This window comes from Pseudomonas sp. 10(2024), from assembly GCF_045164175.1.
Lineage (GTDB): Bacteria > Pseudomonadota > Gammaproteobacteria > Pseudomonadales > Pseudomonadaceae > Aquipseudomonas > Aquipseudomonas alloputida.
The window spans coordinates 4,447,621-4,466,049 of record NZ_CP174006.1 but is presented as its reverse complement, the minus strand read 5'-3'; the positions used below and the strand labels follow the sequence as shown (position 1 = coordinate 4,466,049).

19 protein-coding genes are annotated in these 18,429 nt (G+C 62.5%); 6 read left to right on the top strand and 13 right to left on the bottom strand.

Annotated elements, in window-relative coordinates; translation table 11 throughout:
- The first annotated feature begins 250 nt into the window (after nt 1-250).
- From ACI7M0_RS20190 to ACI7M0_RS20175, 4 genes are all read left to right on the top strand, one after another.
- A complete protein-coding gene (locus ACI7M0_RS20190) occupies nt 251-1,003 on the top strand; it encodes an FKBP-type peptidyl-prolyl cis-trans isomerase (protein ID WP_010952765.1) in 753 nt (250 codons plus the stop codon).
- A gap of 288 nt (nt 1,004-1,291) precedes the next feature.
- Nucleotides 1,292-1,729, top strand: coding sequence for a YkvA family protein (locus ACI7M0_RS20185; RefSeq protein WP_010952766.1), 438 nt, complete (start codon nt 1,292-1,294; stop codon nt 1,727-1,729).
- A 114-nt stretch (nt 1,730-1,843) separates the two neighbouring features.
- Nucleotides 1,844-2,182, top strand: coding sequence for a multiprotein-bridging factor 1 family protein (locus ACI7M0_RS20180; protein WP_104962387.1), 339 nt, complete (start codon nt 1,844-1,846; stop codon nt 2,180-2,182).
- Nucleotides 2,179-2,547, top strand: coding sequence for a hypothetical protein (locus tag ACI7M0_RS20175; protein WP_003252539.1), 369 nt, complete (start codon nt 2,179-2,181; stop codon nt 2,545-2,547). The genes ACI7M0_RS20180 and ACI7M0_RS20175 overlap by 4 nt, the downstream gene beginning before the upstream one ends.
- 25 nt (nt 2,548-2,572) lie before the next feature.
- Here the strand turns inward: ACI7M0_RS20175 and ACI7M0_RS20170 are convergent, their stop codons facing one another.
- The gene (locus ACI7M0_RS20170) at nt 2,573-3,655 is read right to left on the bottom strand and encodes an EAL domain-containing protein (RefSeq protein ID WP_129933451.1); all 1,083 of its coding nucleotides are present in this window, start codon (nt 3,653-3,655) and stop codon (nt 2,573-2,575) included.
- 117 nt (nt 3,656-3,772) lie between these two features.
- Nucleotides 3,773-5,854 (bottom strand): carboxy terminal-processing peptidase, encoded by a 2,082-nt coding sequence (locus tag ACI7M0_RS20165; RefSeq protein ID WP_162497229.1) that lies wholly within the window; start codon nt 5,852-5,854, stop codon nt 3,773-3,775.
- A gap of 139 nt (nt 5,855-5,993) precedes the next feature.
- Between ACI7M0_RS20165 and ACI7M0_RS20160 the strand changes: the two genes are divergently transcribed.
- Entirely contained in the window at nt 5,994-6,956 is a 963-nt protein-coding gene (locus tag ACI7M0_RS20160; protein ID WP_014592061.1) for an NAD(P)H-quinone oxidoreductase, read from the top strand.
- Nucleotides 6,957-7,075: 119 nt separating this feature from the next.
- Here the strand turns inward: ACI7M0_RS20160 and ACI7M0_RS20155 are convergent, their stop codons facing one another.
- The 6 genes from ACI7M0_RS20155 to ACI7M0_RS20130 form a co-directional block, all read right to left on the bottom strand.
- Nucleotides 7,076-7,729: an HAD family phosphatase gene (locus tag ACI7M0_RS20155; RefSeq protein ID WP_064491333.1), complete on the bottom strand. Its 654-nt coding sequence runs from the start codon at nt 7,727-7,729 to the stop codon at nt 7,076-7,078.
- A 14-nt stretch (nt 7,730-7,743) separates the two neighbouring features.
- Complete coding sequence (locus tag ACI7M0_RS20150; RefSeq protein ID WP_010952771.1) at nt 7,744-8,733, bottom strand: ABC transporter ATP-binding protein; 990 nt, start codon at nt 8,731-8,733, stop codon at nt 7,744-7,746.
- A 1-nt stretch (nt 8,734) separates the two neighbouring features.
- Nucleotides 8,735-9,529: an ABC transporter permease gene (locus tag ACI7M0_RS20145; RefSeq protein ID WP_129933449.1), complete on the bottom strand. Its 795-nt coding sequence runs from the start codon at nt 9,527-9,529 to the stop codon at nt 8,735-8,737.
- The gene (locus ACI7M0_RS20140) at nt 9,519-10,358 is read right to left on the bottom strand and encodes an ABC transporter permease subunit (protein WP_129933444.1); all 840 of its coding nucleotides are present in this window, start codon (nt 10,356-10,358) and stop codon (nt 9,519-9,521) included. The genes ACI7M0_RS20145 and ACI7M0_RS20140 overlap by 11 nt, the downstream gene beginning before the upstream one ends.
- On the bottom strand, nt 10,355-11,161 hold the full coding sequence (locus ACI7M0_RS20135; RefSeq protein WP_003252558.1) for an alkaline phosphatase family protein: 807 nt from the start codon (nt 11,159-11,161) through the stop codon (nt 10,355-10,357). The genes ACI7M0_RS20140 and ACI7M0_RS20135 overlap by 4 nt, the downstream gene beginning before the upstream one ends.
- A 129-nt stretch (nt 11,162-11,290) precedes the next feature.
- Nucleotides 11,291-12,355, bottom strand: coding sequence for an ABC transporter substrate-binding protein (locus tag ACI7M0_RS20130; protein ID WP_129933442.1), 1,065 nt, complete (start codon nt 12,353-12,355; stop codon nt 11,291-11,293).
- 327 nt (nt 12,356-12,682) lie between these two features.
- Between ACI7M0_RS20130 and ACI7M0_RS20125 the strand changes: the two genes are divergently transcribed.
- Nucleotides 12,683-13,396, top strand: coding sequence for a UTRA domain-containing protein (locus ACI7M0_RS20125; protein ID WP_129933440.1), 714 nt, complete (start codon nt 12,683-12,685; stop codon nt 13,394-13,396).
- A gap of 31 nt (nt 13,397-13,427) precedes the next feature.
- Here the strand turns inward: ACI7M0_RS20125 and ACI7M0_RS20120 are convergent, their stop codons facing one another.
- From ACI7M0_RS20120 to minE, 5 genes are all read right to left on the bottom strand, one after another.
- Nucleotides 13,428-15,575, bottom strand: a complete 2,148-nt coding sequence (locus ACI7M0_RS20120) for a mechanosensitive ion channel family protein (RefSeq protein ID WP_049587301.1) — start codon at nt 15,573-15,575, stop codon at nt 13,428-13,430.
- Between the two features lie 44 nt (nt 15,576-15,619).
- Entirely contained in the window at nt 15,620-15,787 is a 168-nt protein-coding gene (locus ACI7M0_RS20115; protein ID WP_016501052.1) for a hypothetical protein, read from the bottom strand.
- Nucleotides 15,788-15,927: 140 nt separating this feature from the next.
- Entirely contained in the window at nt 15,928-17,217 is a 1,290-nt protein-coding gene (locus ACI7M0_RS20110; protein WP_129932307.1) for a M18 family aminopeptidase, read from the bottom strand.
- A 168-nt stretch (nt 17,218-17,385) separates the two neighbouring features.
- Nucleotides 17,386-18,021: an RluA family pseudouridine synthase gene (locus tag ACI7M0_RS20105; protein ID WP_019436776.1), complete on the bottom strand. Its 636-nt coding sequence runs from the start codon at nt 18,019-18,021 to the stop codon at nt 17,386-17,388.
- A 151-nt stretch (nt 18,022-18,172) separates the two neighbouring features.
- Nucleotides 18,173-18,427, bottom strand: a complete 255-nt coding sequence (gene minE / locus ACI7M0_RS20100; protein ID WP_003252572.1) for a cell division topological specificity factor MinE — start codon at nt 18,425-18,427, stop codon at nt 18,173-18,175.
- Nucleotides 18,428-18,429 lie beyond the last annotated feature (2 nt).

Below are 18,429 nucleotides of genomic sequence, written 5' to 3'. Positions count from 1 at the left end.
CCGGGGGGGCTGCCTGGCCTGATGTTTCCCTCCTCAGAACCCGCAGAAATAAAAGGCCACAAAAAATCGGCAAACCAGGCACAAAGGGTCAATACTGGCCAATGGCTGTAAAGCTTCGATGAAGAAGCTTTTAATGACTGAACTTCCTTACGAAAACCCGCTCCTATGCCGGTAGCCATTGGTCATGGCCGCCTGATAAGCTCGCGGCTTTACCCTGATTGCCCTCATGGCGCATGAACAAGGAAATAGCATGAAACAGCATCGTTTGGCGGCTGCGGTTGCCCTGGTAGGCCTGGTACTGGCTGGCTGCGATCAACAAGCCAGCAGCCCCGAGCTGAAGACTCCGGCGCAGAAAGCCTCCTACGGTATCGGCCTGAACATGGGCAAGAGCCTGGCTCAGGAAGGCATGGAAGACCTTGATTCGAAAGCAGTCGCCCTCGGCATCGAAGACGCCGTTAGCAAGAAAGAACAACGCATCAAGGACGAAGAGCTGGTAGAAGCTTTCACCGCGTTGCAGAAACGCGCCGAGGAGCGCCTGGCCAAGGCCAGCGAAGAAGCCGCCTCCGCCGGCAAGAAATTCCTCGAAGAAAACGCCAAGAAGCCAGGCGTGGTTACCACTGCCTCGGGCCTGCAGTACGAAGTGGTCAAGAAGGCCGACGGCCCGCAGCCCAAACCGACTGACGTGGTCACTGTCCACTACGAAGGCAAGCTGATCGATGGCAAGGTATTCGACAGCTCCGTTGAGCGTGGCAGCCCGATCGACCTGCCGGTCAGCGGTGTGATCCCAGGTTGGGTCGAAGGTTTGCAGCTGATGCACGTCGGCGAGAAGTACAAGTTGTTCATCCCGGCTGAACTGGCCTATGGCGCACAAAGCCCAAGCCCTCTGATCCCGGCCAACTCGGTACTGGTGTTCGACCTGGAACTGATTGCCATCAAGGACCCGGCCCAGTTGCAAGGTGCCGAGCCGCAAGCCGAAGCCCCTGAAGAAGCACCTGCCAAGTAACATTGGCTGGTTGTCGGAAACGCCCCACATGGTTGGGGCGTTTTCGTTTGTGCCGATTGGACGAACCTGCAACAGCTGATACTGTCCGAGGAAATGCAGCGTGAAGAAGTAGGATGTTTCTGACGCAAATCGTTTGCGGCGCAGGTAGTCATGGCGTGAAACGACTGTGTAAAAAACGCCCGATCTGACCGGGCCCCTTGCCTGGCAGGCACCTGGGGTCGGAAACGTCGCCCTGTTCACAAGGTTATCCACAATAAATGTGGATAACCTTTTCCTCTCGGAGGCTCCATGAGCGCACCCTGGAATTTTGCCCGTTTCCTGCCATTGGCCGAGCGCCTGCTCAGCCGCGGTCGTTTGCCGGCCTTGTTGTTCGCGGTGGCGCGCAAAGGCCCGCGCCTCGGCCAACTGCGTGAAGATGTGAAGCTGCTGCAGTCGCTGTGCCTGGCCTGGTGGAGGGGGGAGTATCGCGCCATCAGCCCCAAGGCACTGGTCACTGTCGTGGCTGGCCTGCTGTATTTCGTCAGCCCCATCGATGCCATCCCGGACTGGTTGCTGGGGGTGGGTTTCCTCGATGACATCGCGGTGCTCGGCTGGGTGCTGAAAACCGTGGCCGACGAGTTGGCGCGCTTCAAGGCCTGGCGCGATAGCCAGGCACCCGAACGGCTGCGCGTGGTCGAGCGCCTGCCGGCTACCCCGGAAGCGCTGCGGCTGGAGCGCAACAAGTAATGAAACCGGCCTGAATCTCACCTCAACTGCACAGACCTCGGAGTTGGTAATATAATTGGCATAAGGGTTATGCCTACGGATTACATGCTGTAATCCTTTTTAAAGGGGTTTGTAATGGGTATTCAGGTCATCAGCCGGGACGGTCAACCCGAGTACGCCGTCGTTCCCTGGGAGCAATACCAGGCGTTGCTCAGCGCTGCAGGGCAGGCACCAGCCGAGGCGGTTTCCAGTGAGGCGCAGGGCGTTACTGCCAGCGCGCCCCTGCCAGCCTTCAGCGAAGTCGCCCAGATTCGCCAGGCCAAGGGCATTGCCCCGGAGCAACTGGCGCGCAATGTCGGGGTGAGCCCGGCGTATCTGGCCATGATCGAATCGGGTGAACGCCAGCCAGATGCTGCCATCCGCCGCGCCCTGGCCTGGCATCTGGGGGTGGCTGGCTGGAGCGAGCCATCATGAGCCAGGTCAGGATCAGCCGTCAGCACTGGGATAACCTGTTGGGCGAGCTTGACCTGGCCCGTCGTCAACGTCACTTGCTGACATACCGAGCGCTGATCGAGCGCTTGCAGCTACCCAGCCCGGCCATGCAGACGCTGACTGCCGCGCTGGAATACCTGGCGGTGCTGGATGCCCGTGCCGAGCAGCCATTGCGCAGTTCGCTGGTGATCAGCCAAGGCGCCAGCCGTTTGCCGCGTACAGGCTTCTTTGAGTGCGTCGAGCGCCTGGGGCGGTTTACCGGGCCGGTCGATGGCATGGAGGCCGCCTCGTGGCATGCCTCTGAGGTGGTTCGGGTGTTCGAGTACAGCTATCCCGAAACGGCCTGAAGCGTTGCCCGTTCCAGCCTGTTCGCTACAGGTGGTGACCCTGAGCGAAAGGGCAGGGCCTGCTGGCTAATTTCCACCCGTCGTTCTCCGTTGCCGCTGCTACCGTATTCGCGGGTAAACCCGCTCCTACGCCGGATCGGTGGTTGGGTACAGGCCCCCGTAGGAGCGGGTTCACCCGCGAATAGGCCGGCACAGGCAGCGCATCCCTGTGAATCAACCCGCACCCCCTGCCATCGGCATCCACCACTTCCAATGCCTCCAGGTGCTGGTATCGGCCAAACAGCTCCAGCAGCTGCCCGATCGTGGCATTCAAGTGCACTGTCGGTTGTTCAGCCAGTGGCACCTGCGTCAGTGCTGGTAAAAGCCCGCTGTCGCGCACCCCCATCTCCTGTGGCCGCCCTAGCAAATAGCCCTGCACCAGGTCCACGCCCATCTCCACCAGCACCGCCAGCTCTTCCGCCAGCTCGATGCCCTCGGCAATCACCTGTGCCTTCGATGCCCGGGCGATCTGCAAGATAGAGCCTACAAACTCGCGCTTGAGCGGGTCACGGTGGATGCCATCAATGAAGTGCCGGTCGATCTTCACGTACTCGGGGCGCAGCTCCGACCACAGGCGCAGGCTGGAATAGCCCGCGCCCAGGTCGTCGATGGCAATCGAGAAGCCCATGTCGCGATAGTGGTGCAGGGCATTGGACAGCAGCTGGAAGTCGTCGGTGGGCGTGTGCTCGGTCAACTCGATCACCACCCGGCTGGGCGGCAGGCCAACCTGTTCGAGCAGTTTCAGGGTCAGGCCGGAGGGGTAGTGCGGCTCCAGCAGCGATTCAGGTGAGATGTTGAGAAACAGTTTGCCCTGCAGTTGCTGCTCGCTGAAGCGTCGGCAGGCGCTTTCTCGGCAAGCGGCCTCCAGCTCGGTCAGGCGGCCGGCCTGGCGGGCGATGGTAAACAGGTTGAGCGGTGCATGCAGCGGGCTATTGGACGGGCCACGGCTCAGCGCCTCATGGCCGAATACCCTATGTTCACTCAGGCACATGATTGGCTGGAACAGACTGTGAATACTGCGCTGAGCCAGGATGGCACTCAAGGCACTGAGCTGTTCGGCAACGGTCATGATGGATTCCTGAAAAGTAAGGGCCGGGCATCTGCATGCCCGGCCCTCATATTTCACGACAGCACGATGACTGTTTGATGACAGGTCACATTATTCTGCCATCATTGCTGAGGTGCCTTACTTCTTGGCCACCTTGGTGCTGGCACTGAGGTAGTCGATCAGGATGCGACCGGTTTCCGCGAGGTAAGCATCGTCTTCCGGCTTGGTATTTTCATCCTCGACCGGCAGAGCGTCTTCGTCCTCTTTCTTCAGCTCTTTCAGCGGTTCTTCACCCTTGGCCTTGCGGCGGGTGTTTTCCAGCGCCAGTTGCTTGCTCTCGATGCTGTCGTGGCGTGCGCGGCGTTCCTGCTCGTTGAGGCTGACGGTTTTCTCGTTCATCAGCTTCTGGGTGAGGGCCAGGCGGTCGCGGATGTAGGTGAACTCGGCATCCTTGTCGCTGCGCGCCTCATGTTGCGCCTTGAGCTGGGCCAGGAACGGCCTGAACGGATCGGCCGCAGGCTTGACCACCGGGCGGATGGTGTCCCACGGCATGGCCTCTGGCAGGGCGCTCTCGCCGATTTCCTTGGTGTCGATGATCGAGGGGTAGTCGATGTCCGGCAGCACCCCCTGATGCTGGGTACTCTGCCCGGAAACCCGGTAGAACTTGGCCAGGGTCAGCTTCAGCTCGCCATGGTTGAGCGGCTGGATGGTCTGCACGGTGCCTTTGCCGAAGGTCTGGCCACCGATGATCAGCGCGCGGTGGTAGTCCTGCATGGCACCGGCGAAGATCTCCGATGCCGAGGCCGACAGGCGGTTGACCAGCAGTGCCAGCGGGCCCTTGTAGAAGGCCCCCGGGTTTTCGTCTTCCAGCACGTCGACGCGGCCATCGCTGTTGCGCACCAGCACGGTCGGGCCTTTCTCGATGAACAGGCTGGTCAGCTCGGTGGCTTCCTGCAGCGAGCCGCCGCCGTTGTTGCGCAGGTCGATGACCACGCCGTCGACTTTCTCTTTCTGCAGTTCGGTGAGCAACTTCTTCACGTCACGCGTGGTGCTCTTGTACTCGGGGTCGCCAGCGCGGTAGGCCTTGAAGTCCAGGTAGAAGGCCGGGATCTCGATGATGCCCAGCTTGTAGTCACGCCCGTCCTGCTTGAGCTTGAGCACCGACTTCTTCGCCGCCTGTTCTTCAAGCTTCACCGCTTCACGGGTGATCGACACAATCTTGCTGGTCTGGTCGCTAGGCGCATTGCTGGCCGGGATGATTTCCAGGCGCACCACCGAGCCTTTCGGGCCACGGATCAGCTTGACCACTTCATCCAGGCGCCAGCCCACCACGTCGACCATTTCCTTGTTGCCCTGGGCCACGCCGATGATCTTGTCAGCCGGGGCCACCTGCTTGGTCTTGGCTGCCGGGCCTGCTGGCACCAGGCGCACGATCTTGACCTGGTCGTTGTCGCTTTGCAGCACTGCACCAATGCCTTCGAGCGACAGGCTCATGTTGATGTCGAAGTTTTCGGCGTTGTCCGGCGACAGGTAGTTGGTGTGTGGGTCGTAGGACTGGGCGAAGGTGTTGATGTAGGCCTGGAAGATGTCCTCGGCACGGGTCTGGTCCAGGCGCGTGAGCTGGTTCTTGTAGCGCTTGATCAGGGTTTCCTGGATCTGCTTGGGTTCCTTGCCGGCGATCTTCTGGCGCAGCACTTCGTCTTTGACGCGTTTGCGCCACAAGTCGTCGAGCTCGGCCTGGTTCTTCATCCACGGCGCGTCCTTGCGGTCGATCAGCAAGGTTTCCCTGGTGGTGAAGTCAATCTTGTCCACACCCTTGTTCAGCTCGGCCAGGGCGAAGTCCAGGCGTTGCTTGACGCGGTCGAGGTAGCGCTTGTAGATGGTGAAGCCCGGGTCCAGGTTGCCGCTCTTAAGGAAATCGTCGAATTGCGTTTTCCATTTATCGAATTCGGCAATGTCGGCAGCGGTAAAGTAGCTGCGCGCCGGGTCCAGCAGCTTGATGTAGCTGTCGTAGATAATGACCGAACGGGCATCGTCCAGGGGCGGCTTGCTGTAGTGGTGGCGCTTGAGCAATTCCACCACGTTGAGGCTGGCGACGATCTCGTCGCGGTCCGGCTGCAGGCTGTCCCACTTGTTGGCGGCCGCCGCATTGCCGCCGAGCGTGAGGCTGCCCAGGCCGATCATCACAGCCAGTGCGGTGCTTGGAAGGAAATGCTTCATGCTGATTCGACGTGGAGGCAATTGATCACGCATAGTAGGCCGTCTTTTCCGTTGCCGGTTCCATGGAGCCGGGCAAATACTGCAAAAGGCCTGAGGTAAGCGACCTCAGGCCCAGTCATGATTCAACTATGGAGGCACTGTGAAGGCATTGCAAGGCGTTGACGGACATGTGGAGTGGGTCGAGGCCGAACGCCCGACCTGTGACGCGGGCCAAGTGCGCATTCGCGTGGCCGCTGCGGGGCTGAACCGCGCCGATCTGCTGCAGATGAAAGGTTTGTACCCGCCACCACCAGGTGCCAGCCCATACATGGGGCTGGAGTGTTCCGGGGTGGTTGAAGAGGTGGGGGCTGGTGCCGCCTGGCGCGTGGGTGACCGCGTTTGCGCCCTGCTGGCCAGCGGCGCCATGGCCGAGGAAGTGGTGGTCGATGCCCGTCACGTATTGCCGGTACCCGAAGGCCTTGGCCTGCATGAGGCGGCAGCGTTGCCGGAGGTGTATGCCACCGCCTGGCTGAACATCTTCCAGCTCGGGGCAGTGAAGGCTGGCGAGAAGGTGCTGGTGCACGCCGGCGCCAGTGGCGTTGGCTCGGCCGCCATCCAGCTGTGCAAGGCGTTCGGCAGCCCGGTATGGGTCAGCGTCGGTTCTCAGGACCGCCTGGCCTACTGCCAGGCGCTGGGCGCTGCGGGGGGGGTGGTACGTAACGAGAACCTGGACGAGCTGGAAGGTTTCGGCCCGTTCGATGTGATTCTCGACCCGGTGGGCGCCAGCTACGGTGAGCTGAACCTCAAGCTGTTGGCCCGTGACGGGCGCTGGGTGATCATCGGCCTGATGGGCGGACGCAAGTTCGAGCTGGACCTGGCCCAGGTGCTGGGCAAGCGTCTGGAAATTACCGGTTCCACCCTGCGCAACCGTGATGACGGCTTCAAGGCCGAGCTGCTGCGCGAACTGCAGCAGCAAGTATGGCCGCTGTTCGCCGAGGGGCGGTTGTCGCCGCAGCTGGTCGATACCTACCCGGTGGAGTTTGCCCAGGCGGCGTATGCCGAGCTGGAGACCAACCAGGTGTCGGGCAAGCTGGTGATGGTGATCGACCCTAGCCTGGTGTAAGCAGGCCTGGCCCCTTCGCGGGTAAACCCGCTCCTACATCGGGATCGCCATAATTTGAACACTGTGCGATGTAGGAGCGGGTTTACCCGCGAAGGGGCCGGCACAGCCCATAAAAACCTTCAGCTCCAGCTCAGAATCGGCCACCCATTGATCTCGGCATGCTCGCGCAACACCGCGTCCGGGTTCACCACATGCGGGTGATCCACTCTCAACAACAACGGCAAGTCATTCCTCGAATCGGAATAGAAACTCGCGCCCTCCAGGTTTTCCTGCTCCTGATCCAGCCACTCCAGCAACCGGGTGATCTTGCCCTCACGATAGGTCAGCACCCCGTGGGTCTTGCCGGTGTACACCCCGTTCACTGCCTCCAGCTCGATGGCCAGGTACTCATCCACGCCCAGTCTCGCGGCAATCGGCCCGACCAGGTGCGTACCCGAAGCGGAAATGATCAAAATGCGATCTCCACGCTTGCGGTGCTCGGCAATGCAGCGGCAGGCGTCGCCGTAGATGATCGGTTCGATCACTTCTTCGACCCACGGTGTCACCAGGTGCTCGACTTCTTCCAGGGTGCGCCCGGCAATCGGCTCCAGGCTGAAGGCCATGTAGTCCTCCATCTGCAGGTGGCCCCTGCCATAGGCTTCCATCAGTTCATGGTCGCGGCGCAGGAAATCCTTGCCGTCGACCCAGCCCAGCCGGGCCATCTGCTCGCTCCACAGTGATGCGCAGTCGCCGTGGATCAGGGTTTCGTCCAGATCGAAAATTGCCAGTGCCATTGTGTTGAGTCTCCTTAAGCCACTTCCCGCAGCGCAGTGGGGTCGATCGACACGCTTACCCGTTTTCCGTCCGCATGCAAGTCGGCCGGCGAGCGGTTGAGCACATCGACCACCAGCTCCACTTCGCGCACCCGCACCCGGTAGCGGATCACGTTGCCCAGCAGGCTGTGGCTGCGCACCTCGGCGTCCAGCTCGCCGTGCTCGCCAAGGGTGATCGACTCCGGGCGGATCGCCAGGCGGCTGGCCACCGGGCGCTGCAGCAGGCGGCTGGCGCTGTCGGCGTCGAGCAGGTTGTAGTTGCCGATGAAACCGGCGGCAAACAGGTCTACGGGGGCGGTGTAGAGGGTTTCGGCATCGCCGCTCTGGACGATGCGCCCCTGGTTCATCAGGAAGATGCGGTCGGACATGGTCAGCGCTTCCTCCTGATCGTGAGTGACGAAGATGGTGGTCAGCCCCAGTTCGCGCTGGATGGCGCGGATCTGCTCGCGCAGGTGCTTGCGGATACGCGCATCCAGCGCCGACAACGGTTCGTCGAGCAGCAGCAGGCGCGGGCGGGTGACCAGTGAGCGTGCCAGGGCCACGCGCTGGCACTGGCCGCCGGAAAGCTGGTGCGGGTAGCGCCCGGCGAACTTGCCCAGCTCCACCAGCTCCAGCACCTCGCGTACCCGCAGCTGGCTTTCGTCGGCCTTGACCTTCTGCATGCGCAGGCCGAAGGCGACATTCTGCTCCACGGTCATGTTAGGGAACAGCGCGTAGCTCTGGAACACCATGCCGATGCCACGCTTTTGCGGGCTTAGCGGCACGATGTCGTGGCCGTCGAGCAGTATCTGCCCGCTGTCCACCGAGGTCAGTCCGGCAATGCAGCGCAGCAGGGTGGACTTGCCGCAGCCGGACGGGCCGAGCAGGGTGACGAATTCGCCGCGTTCGATGTGGCAGTCGATGCGTTCGAACACCGGGCTGCCGGCGTAGCTTTTCTGCAGTTTCTGTACGCTGACGAAGCTCATGTCAGGTCTTGTCCTTGTTCAGGCGGTTGGCGACCCAGGTCAGTACCAGCACGAAGGCGAAGTAGGAGATGACCAGCGCGCTGTTGAAGTGGCCGCTGCTGTTGCGCATGTTGTTCAGGTACACCTGCAGGGTCTCGTAGCGGGTGCCGACCAGCAGGTTGGCAAACACGAATTCGCCGAACAGGAACGAGAACGACAGCAGCACTGCCACCATCAGGCCCTGGCGCAGGTTCGGCAGCACCACCAGCAGTGCGGCCTGCCAGGTGCTGGCGCCGAGCAGCTGGGCGGCGTCCATCAGGTCGCGCAGGTTGATGGCCTGCAGGTTGTTGGTGATGGCCCGGTACATGAACGGCAGGGCGATGGTGAAGTAGCAGCCGATCAGGATCCACGGTGTGCCGACCATGGCTATCGGCCCGCTGCCATACAGCTGCAGCAGCCCCACCGACGACACTACCGGCGGGACCGCGAAAGGCAGCAGGATGAGGATGTTCATCAGCGCGTCGAGCCGCGGGAAGTGGTAATGCACCACGAACAGCAGTGGCAAGATCAGCACCACCGACAGCAGCAGTGCGCCTACGCACACCAGCAGCGACTGGCCGAACGCGGCGAGGAAACGTGGCTCGCTCCACAGCGCCGCATACCACTTCAGGGTCAGGCCACTGGGCAGCAGGCTCGCCGACCAGCTGGTGGCCAGCGAGTAGAGCAGGGTGCCGGCCAGGGGCAGCAGCAGGATCAGGAACAGCAGGTAGACCACGAGGCGGTGGTACCAGCCGCCGGAGCGGATGTCAGCGCGCATGGTAGCTCCTTTTCAGCAGCCATTGATGCACCACCGTGACCAGCGTCATCAGCCCCACCAGCACCATCGCCAGGGCGCTGGCCAGGTTCGGATCGAGGCTGATATCGCCCGCCACCAGGCCAGCGATGCGGATCGGCAGTACGTTGAAGTTGCCGGTGGTCAGTGCGTACACGGTGGCGTAGGCGCCCAGGGCGTTGGCCAGCAGGATGACGAAGGTGCCCAGCAGTGCCGGGGCCAGCACCGGCAGGCCGATGTGTCGCCAGAACTGCCAGTGGTTGGCGCCCAGCAGCGCGGCTGACTCGCGCCAGTCTTCGCGCAGGGCGTCGAAGGCGGGGTACAGCAGCAAGACGCCCAGCGGGATCTGGAAGTAGGTGTACACCAGGATCAACCCGCTTTTGGAATAGATACTGAAGTCTTCCAGCAGGCCGACCTGCTTCAGCAGCAGGGTCAGTGCGCCGTTGAAGCCAAGCAGGATGATGAAGGCAAAGGCCAGCGGTACGCCGGCAAAGTTGCTGGTCATGTTGGCGAAGGCGCTGACGAAGTCGCGCAGCTTCGAGTCCACCTGGCGCAGTGAATAGGCGCCGAGGGTAGCGATGACGATGCCGAACACGCTCGACCAGAAGCTGATTTCCAGGCTGCGTTGCAACGCCTGCAGGTAGAACTTGGAGGCGAACACCTTGCTGAAGTTGTCGATGCCCCAGCCGGCCTCCGATTGCAGGCTGTTGATCGCCACCCAGGCCAGCGGGGCGACCTGGAAAATGACGAAGAACACGGCGAACGGCAGCAGGCAGAGCAGGGCCAGGTAGCGGCCACGTATGCCGCCATTCACTTCAGCAACTCCCGGCAAACCGTCTTGTCGTGCGCGGCGCCCAGCAGCTCGCAGATGGTGCCGCACAGTTCGGTCTGCAGCGGTTTGGCGGCCGGGTCCAGGCTGAAGGCATCGCCGAAGACGAACAGCGGCACTTCACGTTCTTCCGCCAGCAGGCCGTTGTGCGAGCGGTCGTTGTTCATGCCGTGGTCGGCGGTGACCAACACCTGGTAGCCCTCTTCGAGCCAGCCGGGCAGGTAGTCGGCCAGCAGGATGTCGACGCTGCGCGCAGCGTTGCGATACTGGCTGCTGTCCAGGCCGTGGCGGTGACCCACGTCGTCAACGCTCATGGGATGCACCAGCAGGAAGTTGGGCGCGTGGCGGCGGCGCAGGTACTCGCCATCGGCCAGAAGGTGCGAATCGGGGTAACGGTCGTCCCAGTAGAACAGCCCGTGCTGGATCGGCAGTTTCGGCGCGTGGGTATGGCGATCGCGCTGCGGATCGAAGGGCGAGCGGTTGTACAGCTCGCTCATCCAGTGATAGGCCGCCGCCGCGGTGCCCAGGTTGGCCTCGCGGGCGTAGTGAAACACGCTGCGTTGGTTGGACAGGCGGTTGATGTTGTTGTGCACGATGCCGCTGTCGATCGGTGGCACGCCGGTGAGGATGCATTCGTACAGCGGCCGCGACAGCGATGGCAGCTCGCATTCCACGCGGTACAGCGCGGCGCGGTCGGCTTCGACGTAGGCGTGCAGGTGGCCCATCGCATGGTGAGCGACCTGGTAGTTGAGGCCGTCGAGCAGGACCAGGATGACGTTGTGTTGCATGTTTTCTCCAGTCATGAACCGCGTTGGCATCTTCGCGGGTAAACCCGCTCCTACATGTATCGCGTATCCCTGTGTAGGAGCGGGTTTACCCGCGAAAGGGCCGGATCAGGCACTACAAAGCCCAGCCCCTTACTCCATCTCGATGATCACCTGCTCCTGCCACATCTGCGGCAGTTTCTTCGAGGTGGCTTCCCAGGCTTCGGCATTCTTGATCGGCTGGGCGGCAGCGTACTGGTCGTTGGGCAGCAGCTTGGCCTGCACATCCGCCGGCAGCTTCAGGTGCTCGGCCCGGATCGGCCGCGCATGGCCCTTGGCCAGGTTGATCTGCCCGGCGTCGCTGAAGATGTATTCACGGGTCAGCTTGGCCGCGTTGGGGTGCTTGGCGTACTTGTTGATGACCGTGGTATAGCCGGAAATCACCGAGCCGTCCGAGGGGATCAGCACTTCAAAACGCTTGGGGTCGATCTGTTCACGGTAGCTCAGACCGTTGAAGTCCCACACCACGCCAACTTCCACTTCGCCCTTTTCCAGGGTCTGGATGGTCGGGTTGGCCAGTGACAGGCGCTTCTGCTGCGCCAGCTTGGTGAACAGCTGCAGGCCCGGCGCCACGTTGGTTTCGTCACCCTTGTAGGCGATGGCCGCAGCCAGCACACCGTTGGCGGCCTGGGCGGCGGTGCCGACGTCACCGATGGCGACCTTGTACTTGCCTTTTTCCAGGTCATGCCAGGTTTTCGGCCGTTCCTCTTCCTTGACCAGGTCCTTGTTGATGATGAAAGCGATGGTGCCGGTATAGGCCAGCGCCCAGTGGCCGTCCTTGTCCTTGGCCCATTCCGGCACCTGGTCCCAGGTGCTTGGCTTGTAAGGCTGGCTGACGCCCTTGGTCACCGCGATCGGGCCGAAGGCGGCACCCACGTCACCGATGTCGGCGCTGGCGTTGTCCTTCTCGGCTTCGAACTTGGCCAGTTCCTGGGCCGAGCTCATGTCGGTGTCGCTGTGCTTGAGGCCGTACTTGCTGGCCAGGTCTTCCCAGGTGCCTTTCCAGTTGGCCCAGGCGTCGGGCATGCCCACGCTGTTGACAGTGCCTTCCTTGCGGGCGGCGTCTTCCAGGGCCTTGAGGTCAGTGCTGGCGGCCATGGCCGTGGTGCACAACGCGATGGCCGAACCAAGCAGTGACGCCATGAAGAACTTTTTCATCCGAAGCTCCTTTGGGTGGGTGCCTTTGCGATCGTTGTTCTGGGTAAAGCCGTTGCAAGCCTTTGACTGGCACCTTTGGTCTAGGTCAGCAAACCTTGAGCCAAGGTAGGCCGCTTGCGTGACAGTTTGATGTAGGGAGGGGGCCGGCAAGGGCCCTGAAGCTACAGCGTAGACCAGGTAATCGCCCCGGTTCTGCTGGCTTGGCGCGTTTCTGGCAGTGGCTGGCTCAAGCTTTGTCACAGGATGTTCATCAGCCCTGCCTAGGCTTGCACTATTCTCAACCTGCCCTGTGATGGGGCTGGACTAGTCCAGATAGGTAACCTTTCGATGCAGTCGATGCCCCCGCGTGCGGTAACAGCCATCTGCCATGCCCTGCAGGAGCAGATCGAGCATGGCCTGCTGGCGCCGGGCGGCAAGCTGCCGGCCGAGCGGCGGCTCAGCGAGGTGTTCGACACCACGCGCATTACCCTGCGCGAGGCATTGGTGCAGCTGGAGGCCCAAGGCTTGATCTACCGCGAAGAGCGCCGAGGCTGGTTCGTTGCGCCGCAGCGCTTGACCTACGACCTGATCGAGCGCAGCCACTTCCATGCCATGGTGCGCGATCAGGGGCGGGTGGCCAGTACCGAACTGCTGTCGGCGAGGCTGCAGCCGGCTTCGGCGGCCATCTGTGCACGCTTGCAGCTGCCGGCGTTGTCCAGTGTGGTGCGCGTCTGCCGGTTACGGCGGATTGACGGGCGGGCGGTGCTGTATGCCGAGCATTACCTCAACCCCCGGTACTTTCCAGGCATTCTCGAACACGACCTGGCGCAGTCACTGACCGAGATTTATGGGCGGGTGTATGGCATCGAGTACGGGCAGGTGTGCTTCGAGATCCTGCCGACAGCGTTGCCGGTGGAGGCAGCAAGCGCTTTGAAAGTGTCGGCGGGCAGCCCGGGGTTGCACATTACCCGGGTCAACAGCGACCAGCATGGGCACTTGATCGACTGTGACCTCGAGTATTGGCGGCATGATGCGATCCGCATTCGTGCCCAGGCTGGATGATGTGTTGCCTTCTTCGCGGGTAAACCCGCTCCTACGAGCCGGCCTCGGTCATTCCACCCCCACCGGCTGTCACCACCTGCACCGACAACCGCGGCGTCGCCAGGTCCAGCCCGGCTTCATCCAGCTGCCGCTTCAAGGCCAGGTTGAACGCCCGCGACACCTCCCACTGCTTGATCGGCGCGGTCTTGAACCGCGCCCGCAAGATCGCCGACCCTGACTCGAAGCTCTCCACCCCCTGTAGCTCCAGCGGCGACCAGATATTGCGGCGCATCAGCGGGTCGTTGCGCAGCTTCTGCCCCACTTCGCGAACCAGCGAGATCGCCTGGTCGATGTTCATGCTGTGCGGGATTGCCACGCGGAAGATCGCGTAGCCGAACTCCCGCGAGTAGTTCTTGATGCTCTTGATTTCGCTGAACGGGATGGTATGCACAATGCCGTCGATGTCGCGCAGGCGCACGGTACGAATGGTCAACCCTTCCACCGTGCCCAGGTGGCCGCCGACATCCACGTAATCGTCGATGGCCAGCGAATCTTCGATGATGATGAACAGGCCGGTGATCAGGTCGGCCACCAGCGACTGCGCGCCAAAACCGATGGCCAGGCCGATCACACCGGCACCGGCCAGCAGTGGGGTGACGTTCATGCCCATGTTGGCCAGGGCGACGATGACCGCGATGATGAAGATGACCACGAACATCACGTTGCGAATCAACGGCATCATGGTTTGCGCACGGGCGTTGGCCAGCCCCCGGCGCGAGCGCACCAGGGCATGGTGTACGGCGGTGTCGGCAAGGATCCACACCAGCCAGGCCACGATCAGCGTGCCGGCCAGGCCCAGCAGGCGCAGGCTGATGTCATGGCCGTCGCCCTCGGCGAAGCTGATCATTGACACGCCCCACACGCGCAGGCCCAACTCGATGAACACCAGCCAGATGAACAGGTGCACCAGCAGGTAGCCAAAGTTGCGCAGGCGTTCGGTGTACACCGCCTGGCGCTTGCTGGCCCGCTTGGGGTTGGCGGCATGGCGGCGCACCAGACCGTTGAGCACCATGCACACCACCACCAGCACGGTGCACATCAGCGACTGGCGCAGGGCGGTGCTGGTGTCGCCGGCGGAGACGAAGGTGGCGAACAGCGAAATGGCCACCAGGATCAGCGCCGGAATGAACCAGAAGCTGCCGAGGATCTCGATGGTATCGCTGAGGGTACGTCGGGTCAGGCGTCGCGACAGTGGCTGATTGCGGATCAGGTGGGCGATCGGCCGGCGGAAGCGCAGGATGAACAGCCCGGTACACAGTGCCGCAATCACATTGGCCAAGGTAGCCAGGGTGTGGGCCAGGTGGGTACCGAGGGCAACCAGCATGCGTGGATCGCTCATCGCCTCGCCAAACGCGGCGAAGCTGCCAATCAGCCACAACGGGCGAAACGCCTGGCGCCGCAGGATGTGCAGGGCGCGGTGGCGGTGTGGGCCGTCCAGCAAGGAAAAGGCGATGACGCAAATGGCCGAAAAGCAGGTGCCGACCACCAGTGCGTAGGCCAGCACCATGGCCAGGGATTTACCCAGTGATGGCGGCAGCACGAAACTCAGGTACACCGTGAACACCAGTGCTACCAACCAGGGGCCGAGCTTGCGCAAGGCAAAGCGCACCAGGTCCCAGGTCCGCGGGTGCTGTGGCAGTTCCTCGCTCAGGCCAAAGCGCAGGCGGACCCGATGGCCGACCCAGTTGAAGGCATAGGCCAGCACGCTCCACACGGCAATCACTGCAGCAAAACCGAACAGGATCGCCGGCCACTGGTGCACGGGCACCACCAGTTCCGCCAGTTCGGCCTGGGCCTGTTCGATTTCCGCGGCCCAGCGGTGGAATGGGCTGGCATCGCCGCTGAACTGTTTTTCAAAGTCATGCAGGGCACCGCCGATCAGGCCGAGTACGCCCTGTTCAACGCTGGGTTGCGATTGCCGGGTGGCGTCGCGCAGTTTTTTCAGGTCGGCCAGCAGCTTGGCCCGTTGCTGGTCGTTTTCGAGGTTCTTGATCACCTCGTCCAGCGACTTGCCCAGCGGCTCGGTGGCCTCTGGTTGCGCGGGCGCACTGCCGCCCAGCAGGCCAGGCAAGCCCGCCGCTTGTACCGGGGCAATGAAAAGCAAGAGCAACAGGAACAGGTAACGCAGGAGGGCAGGCACTGGCAAATCTACCTCAGGTCAAACGATTGACCGAGTGTAGAGGTTTATGTCGGCAGTTTCTCGAGGATCTTCCAGCAGGTGAGGCCGAATATACCCAAGGTGCCGATCCACATCATCAGTACACCGATGTTGCGTTCGCGCATGCTGAAGCCGATGGTCAGCAGCATCAGGAACAGGAACACCGGTACGAACAGTGACAGGAACGGGGACATGGACAGCAATCCTTTTGCAGTGGGGCCATGTAACAAGCATAGCGCTTGGCAAACGAGGCGTGATTGACCTTGAGCACGTTTGAGCAGGCTCGGCCTGTTCGCGGCGTCGAACCGCCGCGAACAGGCCGCACCTGCTTACATCAAGGCAGCTCGCGGCTACGGTAGAACGCGGTCAGTACCTTCACCAGGTGCGCCAGGTCATGGCTGCCACACAGCTCGCGAATGGAGTGCATGGCAAAGGTCGGCAAACCGATATCCACCGTGCGCACACCCAGGTGGCTGGCGGTGATCGGCCCGATGGTCGAGCCACAGCCCATGTCGCTGCGCACCACAAAGCTCTGCACCGGTACTTCCTCGGCCATGCACAAGTGGCGGAAGAACCCGGCCGTCTCGCTGTTGGTGGCGTAGCGCTGGTTGTTGTTCACTTTGATCACGGGCCCGGCGTTGAGCTTCGGCCCGTGGTTGCCGTCATGCTTGTCGGCGTAGTTGGGGTGCACGCCGTGGGCATTGTCGGCCGATACCATCAGCGAGCGCTGGACGGTGCGCACGTAGGTGTCGCCATCGGGCAGCAGGCGCTGCAGGGTCTGCTCCAGCATCGGGCCATCGGCACCGCAGGCCGAGCAACTGCCGACTTCTTCGTGGTCGTTGCACACCAGCACACAGGTCTCGTCGCTGTCGGCGGCCAGCAGGGCCTGCAAACCGGCGTAGCACGACAGCAGGTTGTCCAGGCGGGCGCCGGCGATGAAGTCGCCATTCAGACCGATCAGCGCGGCGTCCTGCGTGTCATAGAAGCTCAGCTCGTAGTCCAGCACCACGTCGGCGATCAGCTCATGCTCGCGGGCCAGTTGCTCGGTGAGCAGGGCGCGGAAGTCGATGCGTTCGTCACCGGCCACTTGGGCGAGGATGGGGGGCAGTTCGTTCTGCGGGTTGATCGCCCAGCCTTCGTTGGCGGTGCGGTTCAGGTGGATCGCCAGGTTGGGGATGATCGCGATTGGCAGCTTGAAGTCGATCAGCTGGCTTTCGACCTTGCCGTCACGGCGGTAGGTGACGCGGCCGGCCAGCGACAGGTCGCGGTCGAACCAGGGTGCCAGCAACGCGCCGCCATACACTTCCACGCCCAGTTGCAGGAAGCCCTGGCGCTGCAGCTCGGGCTGAGGCTTGACCCGCAAGCACGGGCTGTCAGTGTGGGCGCCGACCATGCGGATGCCATTGAGCAGCGGCGACTGCTTGCCCAGTTTGATGGCGATGATTGAAGAATCGTTGCGGGTGACGTAGTAGCGGCAGCCAGCCTCAGGGTCCCAACTGTCGCGCTCGTCCAGGCGCTTGTAGCCGGCCGCCTCAAGGCGCTGGACCAGGCTGGCGGTGGCATGGAAGGGCGTGGGGGAGGCCTTGAGAAATTCGATGAGGCCGGTATTCAGTGCGTCGCGCATAGCTCACTCCAGACAGCAGTGGCGCGAGTTTAACGCAGAATGTCGACAATTTGTGTCTGCATCTTCGCAGCTAACGCCGCTCCCACAGGTATTGCACAGCCCTGAGCGCAGTGCGGTCCTTGTAGGAGCGGCTTTAGCCGCGAAGAGGCCGTTACAGGCCCTGCAAAATCAGAACGGTGCCGGGCACTCGAACTTCAACCGCTGCCCGGACACCGGGTGGGTAAAGCTCAGCATCGAGGCATGCAGGCACAGCCGCTCATGGGCCGCCAGGGCTTGCGGGTTGGCGTACAGGCGATCACCCAGCAGCGGGTGCCCGATCGACAGCATGTGCACGCGCAGCTGGTGCGAACGCCCGGTAATCGGCGTCAGCTCCACCCGACAGTGATCGCCGCAGCGCTCGACGATACGCCAGAAGGTCAGGGCGTGCTTGCCCTGCTCGTGGTCCACCACATGCCGTGGTTTGGTCGGTGGGTCGTAGCGCAGCGGCAGGTCGATGCTGCCGCTGTCCAGCGCCGGCTGGCCCCAGCACAGTGCGGTGTAGGCTTTTTCGGTTTCACGGTCGTGGAACTGGCGCGACAGCTCGCGGTGGCTGTCGGCATCGCGGGCCAGCAGGATGATGCCGGAGGTTTCCCAGTCCAGACGGTGCACGATCAGCGCATCGGGGTAGCCGTTTTCCTGCAGACGGGTGATCAGGCAGTCCTTGTTGTCCTCGGCACGGCCAGGTACCGACAGCAGCAGGGTCGGTTTGTTGATCACCAGGATGGCGGCGTCTTCGAAGAGGATCTGGACATTCGACAGCGGCATTGCAGGTCTCACGAAAATAGCAGTAAACGCTGGGGCCGCTTTGCGGCCCTTCGCGGGCAAGCCCGCTCCTACAAAGGATATGCGTTCCCCTGTAGGAGCGGGCTTGCCCGCGAAGGGCTGCAAGGCAGCCCCAAATTGTCGACTACGCGGATCAGCGATCCGGCAGGGTGATGTTCAGCTCCAGAATCGAGCAGCTGCCCTGGTTTTCCAGCTCGATATGCACATCATCGTTGCCGATGTTCACATATTTACGGATCACTTCCAGCAGTTCTTTCTGCAGCGCGGGCAGGTAGTCCGGTTCGCTGCGTTGGCCGCGCTCGTGCGCCACGATGATCTGTAGACGCTCTTTCGCTACCGACGCGCTGGTCTGTTTCTGTCTGCCACGAAAGAAGTCAAAAAGGTTCATGG